Raw genomic sequence first — 21,302 nt, 5'->3', positions numbered from 1 at the left:
AGGAGAGAGGATATTACTTAATTTCAAATGACAAAATCTTTGTAATCAGTCTGGTTTCCATTCTTCCACGTAAGACTTCATCAACGACCATACTTTGATTGCCATATTCATCTTTCATAAGTCGTAGGGAACGCTTCGTTATGTACCCTCTGTAATGATGTAGAATCTGGTTAATCGCTTCGGTATCGCCATCTGTTGCCTTTACAATGAGAGGAAAGGGAATCATAGGATATTGTGTTTTCATTCTTCAAATTCCTCCATAAACTTTTTAATTAAGGCTAGTCCACTGGTTCTATGCCGATAGACAGTAGAACGGTTCAATTTCAACAGGTCTGCAATTTCTGAATCGCTCATGTCCATAAAGTAAAACAGCAGTAGAATTTCACGTTTCTTGTCTGGCAACTCACGTAATGCTTCACTCAACAAATCATTTTCAACGCCTACTGATAACCCATTGAGTGTAAAAATCTGAAAGTCAGTTGAATAGTTATCTGTTGTCGCAAACTGGCTAACAAGATAATCGCCAACATCCGAAAAGGACACCTCACGCTTTGCAATCCTTGAAAGATAAAGCATATAATTCTTTCGCTCGTCTTCCATAGCACGTTTACAGATATAGTCAAACTGATTTTCTATTGTGGTCTGAAAAGAAGATGGTTTCATGTTTCTCACCCCCTTTCTGTCTAGGAAAGGAAGTGAGCCTTGCTCGTTTATCTCCTTTCACTCTTAGTCCCAATGTGAAAGGGGGATTTGTTGCATTACTGATAAATAAACTTTGTAAAAAAGTTCTGAATAGCCAAAAAAGCATATAAACAGATTTATTTCTCTGTTTACATGCTTCTGTTATTCTATCTATATGATTTATAAAACCACATTGGTGGACGTACTTATCTATTGCAGATAGACGACTTTTTTTGACAAGAACCCAATGTAAGGAAATTTATTGTATATGATGTACTTCATGGCGACGTTGACCTCCAACAAACCGCCATTTGGAAGTAATATACAATATTTTAACAGCGTAAATAGCACTACCATATAACGGTTTTTTTTATTGGCGTTTAGTAGTGCTTTTTATTAAATATAAACCTATAAACCATATAACACGTTTTTCTATACCTGTTTTTAATTCAGTAGGAACAATAAAATGTATAGAGGTGGTCTACTATGCGTAAAAAAGAAGATAAATATGATTTTAGAGCCTTTGGTTTAGCCATTAAAGAAGCTCGATTGAAACGAGGTTTAACTCGTGAACAAGTGGGAGCATTGATTGAAATTGACCCACGGTACTTAACTAATATTGAAAATAAAGGGCAACACCCCAGCATACAAGTTCTTTATGACCTTGTATCGTTACTTCATGTTTCCGTTGATGAATTTTTCTTACCTGCTAATAACTTGGTAAAAAGCACCCGACGATTACAGATAGAGAAATACATGGATAGCTTTACAGACAAAGAACTATCCTTAATGGAATCTTTAGCCAGCGGTATCAACGAAGCAAGAAACATCGAAGACTAATTAAAAGAATCCATACATAACGGAAAGAGCCGATAAAATGAGATTGTATTAATCTCATTTTATCGGCTCTGCGTCTTTGCGTCTGGCTCTGTAATCACAGTTACTTTGAACTGCTTTATTTCAATTAAATTTTCTTGTCTGCATTTCGGACAATAGAGGGGGAATTTTTTTAATTCAGTATCTTCCCTTATCTTTAATCGTGTTTTATTTCCACATACAGGACACAATATCCACTTGTAGTTTATAATAACTATCTCCTCCTCGTAAAATAAGTTTTAGGAGACATCAATCTCTCCCGTTCGTTAAAAAATATATTTATACAGAAATAACAAAATTAGGTTTAATGACTCGATATTGCGTGGATTTCAAGATACAATAGTCAGCGGAAAGGATCCGCATGGGATTGTACTATTTCCTCCTGTCGCTGGTAATATACTAGTCTTCGTTTAAAAGTATGCTCCCCAGACCGTTGATATAACTACCAACACACTATCTGTTTGGTTTATCTGAAACAGCTTCTAGTAGTAGATAGAAGTGCGGCTTGTTTTTGATAAACATTAGTATTCTAGTAGGCGAGGTTTTGGTTATACAACGTGTATCTTGGGATGCCCGCAGTATCGTAGTCTTTCCTAATTCAATCAAGAAAGGAGGTCCCTTCCATGAAATTATTTGTAGGTTTAGATGTTAGTTCTGATAAATTAGATGCTTGCTTCCTTACGGATACATTAACTATCCTTCATCAAGGAAGCTATGCCAACGATATAGAAGGCGCAACTCAAATCAAAGAAACGATTGTCAATATGTTTGAGCAGTTTGCCTTCGATAAAGTGGTCATAGGAATGGAATCTACTTCCATGTATAGTGCCCATCCATTGATTTTCTTTCATGAAGATGAGGACTTAAAAAATATGCATTGTGTGGTGACTATTGAAGATCCATTCAAAATTCACAACTACGCCAAAGTATTCAATGCAGATAAAACAGATACCAACGATGCCTTTTTTATCGCAGATTTTCTTCGTTCTGAACGCTATAGCCATTCTCCATTAAAAGAAGAACAATTCCTATCGCTTCAGCGATTAACACGATCAAGAATGCAATTGGTAAATATGTTAGTGGAGACCAAACAACATTTCATTGAAAATCTCTATTATAAATGTAATACCTTATCAAGAGAACTTCGTGATGAAGAAAGTCTATCCACTACGGTGTTTAGCACATCTATCATTGAATTAATAACTTCAGATATGGGGTTGGATGAAATTGCCCAGCTACCTTTGAACAAGCTAGCTGAAACACTTCAGACACTCGGTCGTGGGCGCTTTAAGCATCCTGAGAAATTGGCTAAAACTATCCAAAAAGCCATTCGTTCTTCCTATCGATTAAGTCCAACGTTTGAGACATCCATTGATATCGTTTTGGCGACGCTAGTTGGACAAATGCGTTCATTGGAAGCTTCAATTAAACAACTAGAAAAAGGAATTGAACGCATTGTGAAAGCTATGCCTGAATACCAATGTTTAACGAGTATTCCGGGAGTGGGACTTGTCTACGCTGCTGGCATTATCGCTGAAGTGGGTCAAATAGAACGCTTTGAAAATCAAGCAAAGTTGGCTAAATATGCCGGTTTACATTGGAAAAAGAGCGAATCTGGTAACTATAAATCGGAAAATACCCCTCTTACGAAGCGTGGGAACAGATATCTTCGGTATTACTTAATTGAAGCCGCCAATTCTGTAAGAAGACATCTCCCTGAATATAATGAATTTTATCGTAAGAAGTACCAAGAAACGCCAAAACACCAACATAAACGTGCTATCGTCTTAACTGCAAGAAAATTTGTGCGTCTGGTGGATACGCTGCTACGTAACCATCAACTCTATACGTCCCCAAGGAGCGTGGAGAGTTAGAATAACATGATTCTAGATGCAATTTTCTTGGTGAGCACCTAGCGAAAACGCTTCAATTAGCTAGGCTTATTTGAGTGCGTCTTCAATGTAGGTTGGTCAAGAAAATTTATTGAAAAAGTTTCTTGACTTTATACCACTATACTAAACTTGATTAAAACATTTTACCACATATAAACTAAGTTTTAAATTCAGTATTTCATCACTTATACAACAATATGGCCCGTTTGTTGAACTACTCTTTAATAAAATAATTTTTCCGTTCCCAATTCCACATTGCAATAATAGAAAATCCATCTTCATCGGCTTTTTCGTCATCATCTGTATGAATCAAATCGCCTTCTTCTGTGTCATCAAGGTTTAATTTTTTATGTATTTCTTTTAACAAACCACCATAGGAGATTAACCTTTTACGGTGTAAACCTTCCTCCAAATCAGACAAACGTTTCAAATTCTTTTCTTCATCATCGGTCATAAAATCCGTATCCTTTACAGGATATTTTGCAGTTTCGTCAATTGCCGATTGTATATCCGATTTATATTTATTTTTCGGTCGAATCATTTGAACTTTTACATTTGGATCATAGTCTAATTTCATTGCCTTTTTCCAAAATTGAATCCATTGTTTTTGATTCACGTAGTTTTCTGTATTCTTAAAATAAGTTGGTTCCACACATACCAATACATGCATGTGCTGATTATAAGAATTATCTTTATTATTTATTGTCACTTCCGTTGCACGCATAAAACCAACAAGATTTTTATTAATTTTTTTATATTGCATCATTCGGCGAAATCCTTGAGCCATATCTGACAAACTCTTATTTAATTCTTCGCCATCATAAACATTTTTAACTGTTAATGTGAGAAACAACCAACGAACTGTTGGCTTTTGTTTAATAACTTCAGCAACAACCTTTTGTGACTGAATGCCATGTTTCATTGCTCTCCTCCAGTTGCACATTGGACAAAGCCTGGATTTACAAAACCACACTCGATACAACTTTCTTTCGCCTGTTTCACGATTTTGTTTATACTCTAATATTTCAGCACAATCTTTTACTCTTTCAGCCTTTTTAAATTCAAGAATATGCAGAAGTTCAAAGTAATCAACATTAGCGATTTTCTTTTCTCTCCATGGTCTCACTTTTCCACTTTTTGTCTTGTTCACTAAAACCCTTGATTTTTCATCTGAATAAATGCTACTATTAGGACACATAATATTAAAATAAACCCCCATCTATTTAGTTATTTGTTTGGTCACTTATAACTTTAACAGATGGGGTTTTTCTGTGCAACCAATTTTAAGGGTTTTCAATACTTTAAAACACATACATACCAACACTTCAACGCACCTTTCAGCAACTAAAATAAAAATGACGTTATTTCTATATGTATTAAAATAAAAATGACGTTATTTCTATATGTATCAAGATAAGAAAGAACAAGTTCAAAACCATCAAAAAAAGACACCTTTTCAGGTGCTTTTTTTATTTTATAAACTCATTCCCTGATCTCGACTTCGTTCTTTTTTTACCTCTCGGTTATGAGTTAGTTCAAATTCGTTCTTTTTAGGTTCTAAATCGTGTTTTTCTTGGAATTGTGCTGTTTTATCCTTTACCTTGTCTACAAACCCCTTAAAAACGTTTTTAAAGGCTTTTAAGCCGTCTGTACGTTCCTTAAGGAATTCCTTAGTGCTTTCATAGATTAAACTCACATCACGCTTTAAATCGCTTATTTTAGACTTTAAAGACTTGTTTTCTTCAAGCAACTCATTATAATCATTTACATTTTCATTAAATCGCTCTACAAGACCACTATATTTTTCTTTAACTTACCCATGTTCTTTACTTAATTTTTTATATTCTCTCGCCATATCAGTACTCATGAGATTTCTAACATGCTGTTTTAACCTATCGTTATCTCTCGCAGCAGTCACTAAGTTTTTATAATCACGCTCCGATATAACAACATTTTTGGTTGGTTTCTTTTCTGTTTTCATTATTTCTTTTCCCAAACCAAACATGGACTTTTCACCCGTTGGCACTTCAACACTTTTCATGTGTCGTTTCGCTGGTACTTCTAAATCTGATTTAACTTTATCGCTATAAGCAGTCCATTCATCTTTTTTAACTGCTAAATTTTTTTCTAGAAAATCAATCTCTTTTTCCAAAGTTTGTTTTTTAAATTTAGCTGTCTCAATATGTTTACGGTCAGAGCCACGTTCACCACGCTTCAACTCAAAACCCTGTTTTTTCATATGCTCGGGGAATTTATCTTGTAGCCATAACAGTTCTTGACGATTAAACACATTTTTTCCTTGCAGTTTTCCATCACGCATAGGCACAACACCTAAATGCATGTGAGGGGTTTGCTCATCATTATGAACTGTTGCATAAGCAATATTTTGCTTGCCATATCGTTCGGAAAATAATTTATAACTTTCCTCAAAAAATCGTTTTTGTTCTCCTGGATCCAGTTGCTCAAAAAAATCTCGGTCAGATGTTACTAGCAACTCATTTACAAGAACAGCATCTTTCCTCGTTTTTCTTGTACCTGTTTTTTGTGATTCAATAATTTCTTTGACACGTTCGTTGTAATCAATATTTTTATCATTTTTCAAATCATAATTTTCACGTGTTCGCTCATGGTCAATATCATCATTCGTTCTACTTTTTCGCTCTCTTTGATTATGAAATTGCATGCCTTTTAGTCCAGCTGATTTCACTTTTTGCATTCTACAAACTGCATAACTCATATGTAAATCGCTCCTTTTTAGGTGGCACAAATGTGAGGCATTTTCGCTCTTTCCGGCAACCACTTCCAAGTAAAGTATAACACACTATACTTTATATTCATAAAGTGTGTGCTCTGCGAGGCTGTCGGCAGTGCCGACCAAAACCATAAAACCTTTAAGACCTTTCTTTTTTTTACGAGAAAAAAGAAACAAAAAAACCTGCCCTCTGCCACCTCAGCAAAGGGGGGTTTTGCTCTCGTGCTCGTTTAAAAATCAGCAAGGGACAGGTAGTATTTTTTGAGAAGATCACTCAAAAAATCTCCACCTTTAAACCCTTGCCAATTTTTATTTTGTCCGTTTTGTCTAGCTTACCGAAAGCCAGACTCAGCAAGAATAAAATTTTTATTGTCTTTCGGTTTTCTAGTGTAACGGACAAAACCACTCAAAATAAAAAAGATACAAGAGAGGTCTCTCGTATCTTTTATTCAGCAATCGCGCCCTTTAATGGAACAAAAAGATTTGAATTCCTGTTATAAAAAAAGGATCAATTTTGAACTCTCTCCCAAAGTTGATCCCTTAACGATTTAGAAATCCCTTTGAGAATGTTTATATACATTCAAGGTAACCAGCCAACTAATGACAATGATTCCTGAAAAAAGTAATAACAAATTACTATACAGATAAGTTGACTGATCAACTTCCATAGGTAACAACCTTTGATCAAGTAAGGGTATGGATAATAAACCACCTACAATTGCAATACCTGTTCCCTCTGATAAAAAGCTGGTAAAGTTAAGCAAACTCATTCCAGCACCAGCTTCCTGCTGTTTCAAGCTACTTGAAACAATTGTTGATATAACTGTTTTGGTGAACGAAAGCCCACCTAAAACAAATACGATTATAATTGTCATGAACCATGATGTTGTTTCTAAAAGAAAGGAAGCAGTTAAAAAGCTAACAGAAAGAAATGTAACTCCGATGTTTAACACGTATAAAGGACCTCTTCTATCAACAAGTATCCCACCAATGTAGCCGAAAATAATGACACTCATTGTTCCAGGGAAAATAATTACACTTCCGATTTCGGCAGTACTTAGCTGGTGAACATCTTTCATCATATAAGGAACCATAGAGACAAACCCTGCTACTGTTCCAAATATAATTCCCCCACAAAGAACTCCAATCATAAAAGGTATATTTTTCCCTAATCCGGGATCAACAAAAGGATCTGTTACTTTCCTGATATGTTTTACAAATATCAGGAATGACAGCACGCTAACGATAAGAAAAGAAATGCTATATGATGTTGTAAACAACATAAAAAATACAATGCCTACAGACATTAGTATAATTCCTTTGATATCAAAATGACCTTTTATCCTTACTTCTTTCTTTAATAATTTCATAAGAAACGGAACAGTGATAATTGTTATCATAGGAATGAGTAGAAGATAGGACCAATGAATATAATGGGCTATCATTCCACCAATCGCTGGACCGACTCCTTCTCCCATGGCTACTATCGATCCAATAAGACCAAATGCTTTACCCCTATTTTCCTTTGGAATATAGCGCGCAACTACAACCATTACGAGTGCTGGAAATGCAGCTGCACCAGCCCCTTGAATAAAACGAGCCATAATAAGTAAGGAAAAGAAAGAATGGCCAACAAACCCAATTACCGACCCGAAACAATTTATTATAATTCCAAATAGGAGTAACCTTTTGATGCCTAATTGATCAGATAGCTTTCCATATACAGCTGTTCCAATGGAAAAGGTTAACATAAAGGCTGTGTTCACCCAGTTTGTACTCGCAGGTGGTTTATTAAAATCATTTGCAATATCAGGTAATGAGACGTTCAAAACCATTTCATTTAATACGCTAAAAAAAGATAAAATGCAAAGCCAAATTAAAATTTGGTTGTGTCGTAAATTCGATTGTGAATAGGATGTATTCACATTTCACCCTCCAATAATGAGGGCAGACGTAGTTTATAGGGTTAATGATACGCTTCCCTCTTTTAATTGAACCCTGTTACATTCATTTCACTTCATAATTAATTCCTCCTTTACACTTTAATTCAAATCTTTATTAAAAAATATTTCATCTCGTTTCGTTTAACAAGAAGCCACATTTATATAACAATATAAAATGTGCTAAGTTATTTTATTGAACATATATCGTACTTTATCTATCCGACTATTTGGACGACGGGGCTGGCAAACAGGTTCGCCAGTGGTAACCTGATATCCTTTTAACTCTGTTAAACAAACGCTACGTCCATTTGTAAAGAAAGTTAAATCATTACGATATTCTTGAATACACCGAGCAGGAATTTCTCCACTAAGAATGACCTCATTATTTTTCAGTTGAGTGTCTACGATGTTCGCACAATATTTAGGAGCATCGTCATATGCTCGTGAAAGATATTCTTGTGGTGCATAAATTTTAAAACTAAGATATGGCTCTAACAATTCTGTTCCAGCTTTTTTTAAAACTTGTTCCAATACAATAGGAGCAAGCATCCGAAAATCTGCTGGGGTACTAACAGGGCTATAGTATAAGCCATACTTAAAACAGATTTTACAATCCGTCACATTCCAACCATATAATCCTTGTTCGCAACCATAGCGTATCCCTTCCATAACTGCATTTTGAAATGATTGATTTAAGTATCCAAGAGAAACCGAGCTCTCATACTGCATTCCACTTCCCAACGGAAGCGGTGATACAGATAAACCAATGGAAGCCCAGAAGGGATTCGGTGGCACTTCGATGTGAATGGTATACTCTGCTTTTTTTAACGGTCTTTCCATATAAATGACTGTAGGCTTTTTTATTTTTACCTCCACATGATACTTTTCTTGCAATAGAGCACAAGTCACTTCCATTTGTACTTTCCCTAAGAAAGAAAGTATAATTTCATGTGTCGTAGAATCCACATAATATTGTAGAAGCGGGTCACTGTCGGAGATTTCTAAAAGTGCATCAAGTAACATTTCCCTTTGTTGAGGTTTGCTCGGTTCAACAGTTGTTTGCAGCAGAGGGAGCGGATTTTCAATTCTCTCTCTCTGTGGCAATAGCTTTGTATCTCCAAGAACACTATTTAGCTTCAAAAACTCATTTTGCAAAATAACAATTTCCCCGGAATAAGCCTTATCAATTTTACATAATTCACCATTTATTGAAGTATACATTTCTGTAATTTTTATTTTTTCCTTTTCCGATATTCTAACCGAATCCCGCAAATGCAGGATTCCGCCATAAAGGCGTACATATGCAAGACGTTGTCTTTCTTCCGAATATTCAATTTTGAAGACATTTCCGCAAAGTTCAGACTTCTTTCTGTATGTTGATGAATAAAATTTATTCGTTATCACTTCTATAAGCTGCTCAATCCCTATGTTGCTTTTTGCGCTTCCATGATAAACAGGGTACAAGGAGCAATTCTGAAATCTTCTGATTTCCTCTTGTTCGAGTTCTAATGCTTCTAATGATTTACCGGACATATATTTCTCTAAAAGGTCATCATTTCCTTCTATTACCACATCCCATTGCTCAGGTTCCGTACAGCTCATCACACAAATATTAGGGTGCAGCTCTACTTTCTGTTTGATTATAATTTCCATAGAAAGTTTCTCTTTAATATCCTGATAAACCGTTGATAAATCAATTCCATTTTGGTCAATCTTATTGATAAAAAAGATTGTGGGAATCCCCATTTTCCTAAGTGCATGAAATAATATACGAGTTTGTGCTTGTACGCCATCTTTTGCAGAAATCAGTAGAATTGCCCCATCTAAAACTGATAATGAACGATATACTTCTGCTAAGAAATCCATATGTCCTGGCGTGTCTATGATGTTCACCTTCGTATTTTCCCACTGAAAAGAGGTTATTCCTGTCTGAATTGTAATTCCTCTCTGACGTTCTAAAAGCGTATTATCCGTCCTCGTTGTACCTTTGTCCACGCTTCCTAATTCTGTAATCGCTCCACTGTTATATAATAAGCTTTCTGTTAAGGTAGTTTTTCCCGCATCAACATGAGCTAAAACTCCAATATTAATAATTTTCATGTGATTTTCCTCCATTCAAAAGCCCAAAAGGGCATAAAAATCCCAGTGATAAATACTCTTATCACTGGGATTTTTATGCATAACCATAGGCATACAAAGCATACAGATATTCTCCGGATACTTTAGAATCACATGATAAAGGTATTCTTAAACTGGGTACAAAAAACTAAGCCCTCCTAAAAAAGGACATCCAATTATTTGTTCCCACTATCAAATTGACAGTTTATTTAATAATACCTTGCCGCATATTTATTAACTCCTTTTAAATAGATACTTAAATAATAGCACGTAAGAGCATATTTGTAAAGGAATCTCCAATTTTTTATCAAAGAGAGTACGTGATTACAAAATAGCTGTAATAATGTACCAATATTTGTTATTCTATAATCTTCCAATTACTCCCGTTCTTTTCAAGTACCAAATCAAATTGAGATACCTGCGTTGCTTTGGTCTGCTGGTCGATATACTCCACTGTCAGCGATACCGTGACTTGATTATCCTTACGATTGTGAATAGGATTTACCAGTTCTTGAAAGATGTACTCTTTTCCGATTGGTTTTAATATCCCGTCATTCACATAGTAGGAAAGTTCACTGGCTGTCGCTGTAGGATAGAGCTTGAAGAACGTCGTTAAAAACTCATTGATTTCATTGGTTGTAATGGAATCAACCGTCCCCTCACTTTCAATGGCTTTTGGTTTATAACTTGATTTCTTAGGTATGTTGGTAATGGTCGGATTCTTAACCAGTACCATATTTCCAGAACCATCTACATAGACACTCACTATATAAGCAGAGTGGACGGTCTTTGTATTTTCTCCCTCTGTAATGAGCTGGTCTACACTGTAGGTTACATTAAACTCATTGTCGCCAGTTGGCTCTACCGTCCATATCTGAAATCCTCTTACAGAAGACGATACAGGAATATCTTTGCGTACTGTATCAACATTGAGAGCTTGAAGTTCATCTGTCAGATAGCCTTTTAGACTTTCCATTCGATTATCAATGGACTTATCGGATTGCTCCCATGAATAGTAGACTTTCGCAAAGTTCTCTACAAAATTTTCTACATGATGAGTATCAACATATTCCTTTTCTATGATAGTTGTTTCGTGAATAGTATGAGTATCTATAGCTGTAAAGTGCTTGAATATCGCAAAGCTGAAACTAAGCCCTAAAAGTACCCACAAGGCAATCACAACCTTTTTATGAGGATTGACCTTATAGTAGACACGAGGTTTCTTTTCCTTTGGTATCTGTTTTTCTTTATTCTGATTTTTTCTAAATTTCATCATTAAATCTTCCTTTCTCATTGTTTGATTCGTCCTGCTCCCACTAAATGCTGTTGCCAGTAGGGGCTTGTTAAGTCGGCATAACCGATTGGGTCGCCTGCATGAAACATACGGTTATTGCCAAGGTATATCCCAACATGAGTAATATAAGAGCCAGCGTTATAGGTAGAATGAAAGAAAACCAAATCGCCAGCTTGTGCTTCCGATAGTGGGATATGCTGGGTCACATCATATTGCTGTTGTGCGGTTCGTGGTAAGTTAATTCCAGCTTTTCCATACGTCCATTGTGTCAGTCCGCTACAATCAAAAGAAGTAGTCGGGGAAGCTCCACCGTAAACGTATCGCCAGCCCTCATATTTCAGTGCTTCGTCCATGATGGCTTGTACCGTATCATCATCAAACTCTGTTGTGACAAGATACTGCGTTACCAGTTGCACATAAAACATATTGCCATAGTTGTATCGCCAGCCCCCATTGATAGGTATGGCTATGGGATTGGGGTAAGACACTTTTTCGCCACCTGAATACTCTTTTGAGAAACTTTGAGCCAGTTCAAAGGTATATTTATTTCCACGATTAGCCACATACCCTAAGAAACCACCACCATAATTGTAGGACTGGATAACCGATTCTAAATCTACACTGAGCCTTTCGCTACTGGCTAATAATTCACTGAAATACTTCACACCTTGCTTAATGGATTCTTCTGTACTCAATGAATTAGGTGGAAGACCGAGGGATTCCGAGGACTGCATAACATCTTCCGCAGTACCGCCCGATTCCACCTGTATAATCGCAAGAAGTATGTTGACATATTCTTCAACGCCATATTCTTTGGCATATTTTTCTACCATAGGCTTATGAGCCAGCACTTCTGCGGAAACATTCACACCTCCATAATGAATATTGGAAATTCCGCTGTCCTGTTCATCTGAAAATAAAATGGCAACAAACAGAAGCAGTGAGAAGACCATCAAGAATAATCCAGAACCACCAATCACTAAAGTTTTCAACTTCATGGTTTCTTACCGACTTTCTTAATGGTGGCGGTTTTGATTGGTGGTCTACTTCTTGTATTTTGTAGTGGTACTCTTTGAACAGTAGACGGACGTTCTTTTGTGATTGGACGTTGTGAAGTTCTATCTGCTGTAGTGGTTGAAGTTGCTGGCTTTTGAACGGTTTTTTCTTGAACGGTATTGCCTTGGCGTTCCACTTTTGGACTTGAAAAATCGGACTTAACTGCTGGACGCTCTTGTTTGGCTTGTTGAGATTCCTTATATGAAGTCTGAATATTAGACTGTTTTGAGGTCTGTTCATCATGATATTGTTCTTGTCTTGTAGTCGGTCTTTCATGAACAGAAGAAGCAGGCTGTTTTTTCTGTTTGACCTGTTCCATTTCAGAGCGACGCTTCGCAATGGTTTTTCGCCTTTGTTCCTGCTGTTCCTTGCGTCCACTGGCTCTGTCCGCTTTGGTTTGAGAAATACTACTGGTTAAATCACGGACATTCTCTTTTACTTTGGATTTTCCTTGATATACTGCATATCTTGCATTGGTCGGCAAATCTTTAACCTGTTCTTTCAAACCACTAGCAGTGTCTACCATTCTGTCTTTGGTATCAGCTACTGTACCGATGGTTTGACCGATACGTTTTCCAAGTGTTGATTTTTCCTTTCCGTCTGGTCGGGAGTGATCTGCTTGTGTCCTTGCAGAACTCCCCGAACCCGACTGTCCTTTTTTACCTGTAACAATGGCAGACCCAGCCCCTAGAGTAGTCATGGAACGTCCAAGTTTCCGCTGTAGACGGTGCATGTGAGCGTGCATAAGCATACGAGGTTTTCTCATCACACGACTTCCCACACTTTGAGAATCGTTACTCTGTAGAGAAAACATACTCATTAAATCGCCCAGCTTGAAGTAGATTCCTGCAAAGGTCACAATCTGTAGAAAAGCAATCAAAAAGAACGGATAACCAGCCGATAAGGTATAGAGCATGGTTGAAATACTAAATGCTGTCGTAATAATCAATGTGATTCCAGCTCGTGTCAAAATGGTATTAAAGAGCTTTGTTATGGCTCGTTTTGACATACCATCAAATGATGGAATCATGCTTAAAATAAAGCTCACAGGCAGAAACATAGCATAGATGATAAAAAGTACCTGCGAGAAAATCATGATTCCTGTTAATAGGAATACAAATATGGAAATCCCAATATTGAAGACAAATAGGAAGAAGACTGTACCTAAACGGTTAATGGTCTTTGTAATGGTTAGATTGGTATTGCTTCTGTCTTCAATTTCTTCCGCAACAATTTTTTCTCTGTCTTCGCCATTGTTGGAATCTGGGCTGGTGGAGAGCAGGCTTTCCACACGGTCAATACCGATACTTTCAATGTCTGAACTGTTGTATTGAAGCAGTAGCCACGGTTGCTGAACCTGTATGGAAAACAGGCTATCTCTGATTAAGTCCACGCTGTCCTTGCCTTGACTATCGGAATGGGGCATGACAATCTTCGTGCCAAGTGATAAACTGGCATTACTGATGTCTGATGAAAAGTCATTGATTTTTTTAATGTAGTCGGGAGCGTAGGCAATAAAGGAAGCCGATAGGATAAACACCAGCACAAAATTCATAATGGCATGAATTGCCTTTGTGGTTTCTCTCTTTATCAGTCCCGTATAGGCAACATAAACCCCAAGAACCAAAATCAAGAGTAAGAGGAATCCAACATAGAAACCCTCTGTTGAAAATCCGTTTGCACTCACACCAGCTAAGGTCTGCATATTCTTACCAATGGAATCTGCTGTAGCGGAAATGAAGTCTAAGGAATAGGCTTCCTGTACTAAGTAACCTGTCGCATTGGAAACATACAAACTGATTGTCCAAATAAAATTGGTAATGGCATATAGTCCATACATGACCTGTTTTCCAATCCCGTCCGACCAGTTCCACGGAAGCCAGCCCCAGCTATTATCCACATAAAAATCCAGTTGATAGTTTTCAAGTGGGTATCGGCTGTATTCATTTGCCACATTGACCGTATCATCTACCAAGCCCGCAGCTTGAACCACCGTTCCCAGCATGGCTAAAAGAAAAATGGCAATCACAAGTGTGAAAGCCACTGTCATTGCCACTTTACCTAGACGTTTCAGCGTCCAGTTTGATTTTATTCTGTTTACTATTGATGGTTTCACATTTACACCTCTTTTCGCACAGGTGGTCTGGTATCAAAGGCATGGAGCAGTTCTTCAAATACAGGGTGGAACTGTATCACACCGACACGACCATATAAATCACTGATAAGGCATTGCCCGTTTTCCAAATCACGCAATCGCTTCTGATTGTTTTCGTCCTCTGGGTCTACACCAAAAAAGGCTAAGGTCTTTTTAATCTCGTTAAGGTCAGTGGAACGAAATGCAAATTTTAAGCCGAGGTTATTTTTCAGTTTTTCATCTAAGAGGTCGTCTGTATTTTGGGTCACGAAATATACCCCAGCGTTCATAGCACGACCAGCCCGAACCAGCTTCATAGATAGTGTTTTTCCTTGTGCTACCTGTAAAAAGCTCCATGCTTCGTCTAAATCTACAATCTTGAAAATGCTTCGGTCTGTATGGATAAAGTCTAAAGCAAAGGTACTAATGACAATCAGCATAGCAACGGATAAAAGCTCCATAGTGGTATATTCCTCAAAGGAAGTTTCCTTGTCGGGAAGTACCAAGTCCGCAACCTGTATAATGTTCAGTTGTTTTTCTAAGCTGATAGACTGCTCCACATAACCATTACTGAATAATAAATGTGCAAAGTCATAGTCTGTAAAACTTTCGATATGGTCGGCTATACTGGTACTTAGTGGCGTATTCTCAACCCGTAATTCCTCAATCACTTTCATCAACCCTCGTACTTCACTATTGGTTACTGCACGAATGGCTTTTCTAAGGATTGGGAAGCGTTCCCCATCACGAGAGGAAATCCCCGTAAGGAATGTCAGAATATCAATAGCCAGTGATTCAGAATCTTTGGGATTTTTCATAATCACATAAGGGTCAAGTAAGCCTTTGTTTTTCTCATCAGAAGTCAGAGTGACGATATTGATTTCATGGGAAATCTCTGGCAAGGTTTCTTTCCATCTGCCACGTTCTGCTTTTGGGTCTACAATCACTGCTTGTGCCCCATAAAGCACCGCATAATAGACGATAAGGTTATTCGCAAAGGATTTACCACCACCCAGCGAACCAACAAAAGCCGACGCTAACGCATTGGTTACTGAACCCTTAACCCCTTGACTGGCAAGAGCAGGTTTCAGATAGACATTGCGTCCAGTATCTAAGCTGTAGCCAACATAAATCCCCTCATTTTCCCCCAGCATTTGAGTAGCACCAAAACCTAAACCAGCGAGGAAATCAGAGGTCACGTATTGAATATAATCATTCATATAACGCTTGCTGGCAGGTAAAAATTCTTCATGTAAGCCGAGCATATCCCCAAATGGTCGTACCAGTTTTACGCTTAAATCGTCATAAAAATCTTTCACTTCATTACAACGACGTTTGAGTTCGTCAAGATCATTTGCTGATACCCTTACCACATAAGACAGCTTGTACATAGATTCCTTGCTTTGGTCTAAATTGGTTTCCAGCTCATTCACACTTTCCAGAGCTTCCGCCACATTGGAGCTGGTTTCATTATCACTTTGCCAAGCGTGGTTATCCAAGTCTTTCAGTTCTTTCTTTTTATTGCGGACAGTAGATAGGGCTTTACGATTCGCTACAATTTCCACATTCATTGACGTATCAATCGGGAATGTAAATTGCTGTTGCTGGTAGTAGAAGATTTCAGAGGACGGGAAGTCCAGTTCTCCGACAATGCTGTTAATGGTAAAGTAAGCTACATAGACGGTTTCATCTTCCTGCTGGATTTTCAAATATCGCTGTTTTTCTTCCACCAAACAGCGAGTAGGCTTAATCAAGTCATAGTATTTAATCAGCGTTTCATTATCCAGCTTTTTCTTTGATAGATGGTACTCATACTCTTCATAGGCAGTGCCTGTCTGTCCGTAAAGGTGTTCAATCAGATAGCCGAAGTCGTCCTTATCTAACCTGCGGATTTTGAAACGACGAGAGATTTTATTTTCTAAGAGCTTTTCCATCTTCTGAAAACGCAGGATTTCATCATTACTCATACTAACAAAATCGCCCATCAGCTTATGGTTCACATCATAGACAAAATCAGACAAAGCATTTTTTGCTTCAACGGTAAGACTTTTCATAGAAAACTCCTGATCGTTGAGAAGCAACTTAAAGCCGATAAAGAAACGGTAGTTCACTTGATTTTCGCCAATCATGGATATTAAAGCGTCTGTCTGTTGGTCGATTTTGTCATAGGCAACCGCTTTGAGCTTGCCAGTGACTTCATTTTTGGAACGCTCTTGTGCAGAACGTATGCTGGATTCTGTACTGATTTGTAAAGCATGAATTTTGCCATCACGATTTTGTGCGATAAGCTGTCTGAAAGAATCATGCACTTGTATTTTCTGTTCTGGACTTAGAAATGAGTAATTGTAAGGAACAAGCTCATAGTAAGCATAACATTCCCCGTCTTTATTCCAGACGAGATTGTTTTCAATGTATTTAATTGGATATGCCATAAAATTCACTCCTAACTGCTGTAATGGCTTCTTGTGGCTGGTTTCTGCCAAGCGTTACTTTTTTTCCTGCATAGGTCAGCTTTGGTCGCAGTGCATAAGCAATGACAGACTTCAAAAATCCATAAGGCTTTTTACCATCAAAAGTTTTTGTAGACATAAACCATGTGAAAGCCACAGGAATCCCAAAGTATTTGAGAAATGCTCCCTCTATCATGGAAAGAGGGGGCAAGTTGCCAAGTATCATCACTGCAAAGAGTGACACGACAAACCATGTCATTTGCGTAAAGGTTATGGGAAACGGAAGTCTAAAATCATTGATAGAATACAGTACCTTTTCCACAGACCAGATACTGGTATAGCTTCGTATTTTCTTCATGTAATCAATCCTTTCATAAAAAATAGGGGTAGCTGATTGAGCCACCCCGTAAAATAGAAAATCTGCCAGTAGTAATGTACCGACAGATTTAATAGACGATTTCAAAAATCCCATGATTGGTTGAGATAAACGTTCCTGAAAGGTCTAAATCCCGACCATAGGCTTGATAATCAATATAGTTTTGAAGACTAGCTGGTACTTCGCCTAAAGCACCCGTTTCTTCAATGTAGTAGCGTGCCACGTCATACATATCATCACAATCGGAATGAATGATAATATCCTCTTGATGTTCGCTTAGTTCTTCAATGCTTGAAAAATGAGTGAGCAGAGCAGATAGCTCCGATTGTAATTCTTCGGGTAATTCCGATACCATTTCCCATAGTCGATTGAGTTCGCCAATGGAAGTGTATTCGTCAACCGTAAAGGGTAACTCGTAGTCATGAATGGCGTATTCCTCATATTCATCATTCAAGCCGATTTTCTCTTTGACTTCCTCAAAGTCAATGGGAAAGGTAAACCACGCACCGACCAATTCGCCCTCATTGTATTTGCCTAAATTCGCAATATAGACTTGCATATCGTCCATATATTCACGTCCTTTCTTTGTAGAGATTCAAAAATCCCTACCGCACTTCGTTTGGTGTACCATTCCTTTGCGGAACATAAGAAAACCACTTATATTCCACAAAAGAACGGTTTTATTTAAGCACCAATAATGCGATTGAATAGCTCTAGTAAAATGTCTTTTACTCCAGCAGCGTTGAAGACTAAGCCAACCGCAATAATCGCAATAATTAAAAAGCCAATCAGTTTGCTAAACTCACGCTTGAAGCCAAGATACAAGCCAATCACAACGATTGCTAAAAGCACCAGTGATTGAGCGTTTGATAGAAACCAGTTATAAAGGTTTTGTCCAAAATTCATAAAAATGTTCTCCTCTCTATATTCAATGAATTTGTATTTGAGTTATTTTTTTGTTGTTATCACGTCCTGTTCTTTTACTGACTGTTGCTTCAAAATCTGCTTGTGTCGGTCTGTCAGTTTCGCATGGTCGAGAATGTCTTTTACAACCTGCGTCTGGTTGATTTCATCAAGTTTAATCGCAACCTTTAAGGTCGGGGCAACTTGATGAGATAGCCAGTTCAGCGTCCTTTGGAAGGAGTAAGGCTCTGGTTTTGTGGTTAGTTTTAATCGTTCACGATTGTTCCCAATAAACCAAGCCCATTCTTCATTCAGTTTCCAATCAGAACGAGGTTTGGAATCGTCTTTATCTACAAAACGGATATACCGATTGATAATTTTAAAGGCGGTATGCTCTGGATTGTCATAGACGAGTAAATCACGGACTGCATAATAGGCACGCTCATTTTTCAATCGAATCTCAAAACGGTTTTTTACTTCTGCGTCTTCAATGGGAATATCATTTTTCTTGTACTGCTCGTAGTCCTTTTCATAGATACAGAAATAAACTTCACTTTGTAATGAACCGATATAGAGGGTGTTTCCCATACATTCCTTTTCCTCTTTGCGTACCAGTTCGCCACTGCGATAGCTTTTAAAACTGCGGAAGACGGAGATACATTCTTCCTGTTGGCACTTTTCAGTGAGTACAGGGATATTTAAAATCCCTGTCTTATCGTTAATGGCAAGGTCAAGGCGTTTCATCACACCGCCAGCCACCAAAACGTCCATAAAGAACTCATACCAGCTTCTTTGTTGTGCCAGAAGATAGCTTTCAAATTGTCTGCACCCACGACCTTTCAATTCCACCAGAACTCCTTTGTCCAGTTCATGGGAGCAAAGGACGAATATGTCGCCTAAAGCATAATGCTCTGAATAAGAATAGAAACCATAGTCCTCATGAAGAAAATAGGACAGTTTCAGTTGTAAGATGTTTTCGACCACCTGCTGTACGTCTGTTGTCGGAAAGCGAATTCTTACATAATCAAACAGCATTTCAAGGGGAGCGTCGGGATTGAAGCGTTCCAGAGCTTCCCAAAGGGACTGCTGTAAATCCTCTGATGGCTTGACTTTTCCTGTTTCAATATCGCTTAGATACTGCCTTGTAATACCAGTCGCAACAGCTAAACGGTTTTGAGATAGTCCATAAGCCAAGCGTTTTTCTTTTAAATGCTGTAACCAAGTTTGTTCATTCAGTAAAAATCCCTCCAATCAAAAAGGCGTATGTCAACTTTTAAAGCCCATTTGACATACGCTGAAATTTTGTAAATCCCTTGTAACCAAAGGATTTTCTAATGTTTTTTTGACTGTTTCCTGTCGATTTGTACCCCCCTGTTAGATACGGGGGGTTAAGTGCTGGCGTGGCTATTGCCACACCAGCCAGCAAGATCAGTCCACACCTGCGACTTCCGCTTCGCACGTCGCCTGCGTGGACTGTCTGCTGTTGGATAACTTTTTAATTTCCTCCAAGAAATCATATCCTTTTGGTACAAGGGGAGTATAAAACTCTGATATGACACTTGTTCCTACATCAACATAGCCACGACCTTTGATTCGCTTTAAGAAGAAATCCTTTTGTACGTCACTGCCAAACATCATGCCATAGCCCATTTCAGACATACGACCTAAAGCCACTCTGAAATTAAACTGATCACGGATTCCGTCGCCTAAATATTTTGCGTCTGGACGTTGACAAGCCAGTATTAGAAAGAAGCCAGCTTGACGACCTAACATGACAATCTGTTTCAGCTTATTCATAACTGCGGTGTTTTCTTTTGTTCCCAGCATTTCCATGAAAGCGACGTATTCATCAAAGATTAAGAAGTGTGCCGGGAGACCTAAGTAAGCATAATTTTTGCCAGTCTTATAGTTCTTCATCTGCTTCATTTCCTCACTACGTTTCATCATTTCTTCATAGAATGTTTCAATGCAAGAAAGCAAGTCTTCTTTTCTATAGTAGACATTTGCCATCACAGAACCTAAGTCCGCAAGATCAGCATTTTTCGGGTCAAGAATATACAGTTTTGAATCTGTATGAAGCAAGGCTTCAATCAGTGTCAGTATAAAGTAAGTTTTACCGCCACCTGTACCACCAGCAATCAACATATGAGGGAGCTTATCATATTCCCACCATACGTTTTTCATTAAGCGAAGTTTACCATCTTTAGCTTCTACTTCATCAATAGAAATACGACTGGCTATGGTGTCATAGAGCAAAGTATATTCCACATAGGAATCCTTTAACTCTTTATCCGTCAGCTCACAGTACAAGCCACTCTCTAATTTCTTTTCCAAGTGTAAGAGTTGGTCTTGATATTTTCCCAGCGTGATTTCCACCCGTATCTGTATCAAGCCATTTTTAAGTCGATAATACATTTTAGGGAAGTAGGTTATCTTTTCCTTTGTACGACCAGCACTATCTTTAAAGAAACCCTCTGTTTTGACCTGTTCAGATTCATACCACTTGTTTTCAAGTATCATCTTTGCCAGTTTTTGACGGTGGTAAAGTTGTTTAACCGTATCATAGCGAACCCGTTTGAATACAAACGCTACCAGCAAGCAGATAAGAATTGCGACACTGAAACTGATAATTAAATAGGGAATGTCAATCTTATCTGCTTGTGATAGGTTAAAATCCTGCCAGTTGATCTGCTGGATTGTCTTCACATGAAACAGTCCGACAACCAGCAGGAAAACAGGCAGGAGTGACGCTATCGTAAAATGAAAGACTAAATCTTTACCAGATGGGCGAATCCTTTTACCACGCTGTTTCATGCGAAAAAGTCTC

General features: G+C 37.9%; 18 protein-coding genes and 2 pseudogenes. 2 read left to right on the top strand and 18 right to left on the bottom strand.

Annotated features, from left to right (window positions below; genetic code table 11):
- Positions 1–13 precede the first annotated feature (13 nt).
- Positions 14–244, bottom strand: a complete 231-nt coding sequence (locus ACFQV5_RS23070) for a helix-turn-helix domain-containing protein (protein ID WP_000857133.1) — start codon at positions 242–244, stop codon at positions 14–16.
- Complete coding sequence (locus ACFQV5_RS23065; RefSeq protein WP_000804885.1) at positions 241–663, bottom strand: sigma-70 family RNA polymerase sigma factor; 423 nt, start codon at positions 661–663, stop codon at positions 241–243. Before ACFQV5_RS23065 ends, ACFQV5_RS23070 begins: the two co-directional genes overlap by 4 nt.
- Before the next feature lie 504 nt (positions 664–1,167).
- Here ACFQV5_RS23065 and ACFQV5_RS23060 point away from each other — a divergent pair.
- A complete protein-coding gene (locus ACFQV5_RS23060; RefSeq protein WP_001227347.1) occupies positions 1,168–1,521 on the top strand; it encodes a helix-turn-helix transcriptional regulator in 354 nt (117 codons plus the stop codon).
- Between the two features lie 59 nt (positions 1,522–1,580).
- Here the strand turns inward: ACFQV5_RS23060 and ACFQV5_RS23055 are convergent, their stop codons facing one another.
- The gene (locus ACFQV5_RS23055; protein WP_000336323.1) at positions 1,581–1,748 is read right to left on the bottom strand and encodes a cysteine-rich KTR domain-containing protein; all 168 of its coding nucleotides are present in this window, start codon (positions 1,746–1,748) and stop codon (positions 1,581–1,583) included.
- Positions 1,749–2,180: 432 nt separating this feature from the next.
- Here ACFQV5_RS23055 and ACFQV5_RS23050 point away from each other — a divergent pair, with 432 nt between their 5' ends.
- On the top strand, positions 2,181–3,431 hold the full coding sequence (locus ACFQV5_RS23050; protein WP_001573639.1) for an IS110 family RNA-guided transposase: 1,251 nt from the start codon (positions 2,181–2,183) through the stop codon (positions 3,429–3,431).
- Between the two features lie 232 nt (positions 3,432–3,663).
- Here ACFQV5_RS23050 and ACFQV5_RS23045 read toward each other — a convergent pair whose 3' ends face one another.
- The 15 genes and pseudogenes from ACFQV5_RS23045 to ACFQV5_RS22970 all read right to left on the bottom strand — a co-directional run bounded on the left by ACFQV5_RS23045 (position 3,664) and on the right by ACFQV5_RS22970 (position 21,289).
- Positions 3,664–4,647 (bottom strand): protein rep, encoded by a 984-nt coding sequence (locus ACFQV5_RS23045; protein ID WP_025479786.1) that lies wholly within the window; start codon positions 4,645–4,647, stop codon positions 3,664–3,666.
- 276 nt (positions 4,648–4,923) lie between these two features.
- Positions 4,924–6,186: pseudogene (mobV, locus tag ACFQV5_RS23040) on the bottom strand (MobV family relaxase).
- A 563-nt stretch (positions 6,187–6,749) separates the two neighbouring features.
- A complete protein-coding gene (gene tet(L) / locus ACFQV5_RS23035; RefSeq protein ID WP_001574277.1) occupies positions 6,750–8,126 on the bottom strand; it encodes a tetracycline efflux MFS transporter Tet(L) in 1,377 nt (458 codons plus the stop codon).
- Between the two features lie 33 nt (positions 8,127–8,159).
- Positions 8,160–8,222: pseudogene (locus tag ACFQV5_RS23030) on the bottom strand (tetracycline resistance efflux system leader peptide).
- 102 nt (positions 8,223–8,324) lie between these two features.
- Positions 8,325–10,244 carry a tetracycline resistance ribosomal protection protein Tet(M) gene (gene tet(M) / locus ACFQV5_RS23025; protein ID WP_104670782.1) on the bottom strand — a complete coding sequence of 640 codons (1,920 nt, stop codon included), beginning with the start codon at positions 10,242–10,244 and terminating at the stop codon, positions 8,325–8,327.
- A gap of 15 nt (positions 10,245–10,259) precedes the next feature.
- Positions 10,260–10,337, bottom strand: a complete 78-nt coding sequence (locus tag ACFQV5_RS23020) for a tetracycline resistance determinant leader peptide (protein WP_078372222.1) — start codon at positions 10,335–10,337, stop codon at positions 10,260–10,262.
- A 283-nt stretch (positions 10,338–10,620) separates the two neighbouring features.
- Positions 10,621–11,556, bottom strand: a complete 936-nt coding sequence (locus ACFQV5_RS23015) for a conjugal transfer protein (RefSeq protein WP_001224320.1) — start codon at positions 11,554–11,556, stop codon at positions 10,621–10,623.
- Positions 11,553–12,554 carry a bifunctional lytic transglycosylase/C40 family peptidase gene (locus ACFQV5_RS23010; RefSeq protein WP_000769868.1) on the bottom strand — a complete coding sequence of 334 codons (1,002 nt, stop codon included), beginning with the start codon at positions 12,552–12,554 and terminating at the stop codon, positions 11,553–11,555. The genes ACFQV5_RS23015 and ACFQV5_RS23010 overlap by 4 nt, the downstream gene beginning before the upstream one ends.
- Entirely contained in the window at positions 12,551–14,728 is a 2,178-nt protein-coding gene (locus ACFQV5_RS23005; protein ID WP_000804748.1) for a CD3337/EF1877 family mobilome membrane protein, read from the bottom strand. The genes ACFQV5_RS23010 and ACFQV5_RS23005 overlap by 4 nt, the downstream gene beginning before the upstream one ends.
- A 2-nt stretch (positions 14,729–14,730) precedes the next feature.
- Positions 14,731–17,178 (bottom strand): conjugal transfer ATPase TcpF, encoded by a 2,448-nt coding sequence (tcpF, locus tag ACFQV5_RS23000; RefSeq protein WP_000331160.1) that lies wholly within the window; start codon positions 17,176–17,178, stop codon positions 14,731–14,733.
- Positions 17,162–17,668: a conjugal transfer protein gene (locus ACFQV5_RS22995; protein WP_000506270.1), complete on the bottom strand. Its 507-nt coding sequence runs from the start codon at positions 17,666–17,668 to the stop codon at positions 17,162–17,164. Before ACFQV5_RS22995 ends, tcpF begins: the two co-directional genes overlap by 17 nt.
- Positions 17,643–18,140 (bottom strand): antirestriction protein ArdA, encoded by a 498-nt coding sequence (locus ACFQV5_RS22990; protein WP_000342539.1) that lies wholly within the window; start codon positions 18,138–18,140, stop codon positions 17,643–17,645. The genes ACFQV5_RS22995 and ACFQV5_RS22990 overlap by 26 nt, the downstream gene beginning before the upstream one ends.
- Before the next feature lie 116 nt (positions 18,141–18,256).
- The gene (locus ACFQV5_RS22985; protein ID WP_001009056.1) at positions 18,257–18,478 is read right to left on the bottom strand and encodes a hypothetical protein; all 222 of its coding nucleotides are present in this window, start codon (positions 18,476–18,478) and stop codon (positions 18,257–18,259) included.
- Between the two features lie 42 nt (positions 18,479–18,520).
- Entirely contained in the window at positions 18,521–19,726 is a 1,206-nt protein-coding gene (gene mobT / locus ACFQV5_RS22980; protein WP_000398284.1) for a MobT family relaxase, read from the bottom strand.
- A gap of 177 nt (positions 19,727–19,903) precedes the next feature.
- Positions 19,904–21,289 carry an FtsK/SpoIIIE domain-containing protein gene (locus ACFQV5_RS22970; RefSeq protein ID WP_000813488.1) on the bottom strand — a complete coding sequence of 462 codons (1,386 nt, stop codon included), beginning with the start codon at positions 21,287–21,289 and terminating at the stop codon, positions 19,904–19,906.
- Between the last annotated feature and the right edge of the window lie 13 nt (positions 21,290–21,302).

The sequence above is a fragment of the Paenibacillus sp. GCM10028914 genome, assembly GCF_042666275.1.
GTDB lineage: Bacteria > Bacillota > Bacilli > Paenibacillales > Paenibacillaceae > Paenibacillus_AQ.
This window is presented reverse-complemented; position numbering and strand designations above follow the sequence as displayed.

Bases quoted from the DNA above. Each gene is read 5' to 3' on its own strand.
- ACFQV5_RS23060 (WP_001227347.1), top strand. From the start codon at position 1,168: ATGCGTAAAAAAGAAGATAAATATGATTTTAGAGCCTTTGGTTTAGCC.
- ACFQV5_RS22970 (WP_000813488.1), bottom strand. From the start codon at position 21,289: ATGAAACAGCGTGGTAAAAGGATTCGCCCATCTGGTAAAGATTTAGTC.
- ACFQV5_RS22995 (WP_000506270.1), bottom strand. From the start codon at position 17,668: ATGGGATTTTTGAAATCGTCTATTAAATCTGTCGGTACATTACTACTG.
- ACFQV5_RS23065 (WP_000804885.1), bottom strand. From the start codon at position 663: ATGAAACCATCTTCTTTTCAGACCACAATAGAAAATCAGTTTGACTAT.
- ACFQV5_RS22985 (WP_001009056.1), bottom strand. From the start codon at position 18,478: ATGAATTTTGGACAAAACCTTTATAACTGGTTTCTATCAAACGCTCAA.
- ACFQV5_RS23045 (WP_025479786.1), bottom strand. From the start codon at position 4,647: ATGTGTCCTAATAGTAGCATTTATTCAGATGAAAAATCAAGGGTTTTA.
- ACFQV5_RS23070 (WP_000857133.1), bottom strand. From the start codon at position 244: ATGAAAACACAATATCCTATGATTCCCTTTCCTCTCATTGTAAAGGCA.
- ACFQV5_RS23050 (WP_001573639.1), top strand. From the start codon at position 2,181: ATGAAATTATTTGTAGGTTTAGATGTTAGTTCTGATAAATTAGATGCT.
- ACFQV5_RS23020 (WP_078372222.1), bottom strand. From the start codon at position 10,337: ATGCCTATGGTTATGCATAAAAATCCCAGTGATAAGAGTATTTATCAC.
- ACFQV5_RS23010 (WP_000769868.1), bottom strand. From the start codon at position 12,554: ATGAAGTTGAAAACTTTAGTGATTGGTGGTTCTGGATTATTCTTGATG.
- tcpF (WP_000331160.1), bottom strand. From the start codon at position 17,178: ATGGCATATCCAATTAAATACATTGAAAACAATCTCGTCTGGAATAAA.
- ACFQV5_RS22990 (WP_000342539.1), bottom strand. From the start codon at position 18,140: ATGGACGATATGCAAGTCTATATTGCGAATTTAGGCAAATACAATGAG.
- ACFQV5_RS23015 (WP_001224320.1), bottom strand. From the start codon at position 11,556: ATGAGAAAGGAAGATTTAATGATGAAATTTAGAAAAAATCAGAATAAA.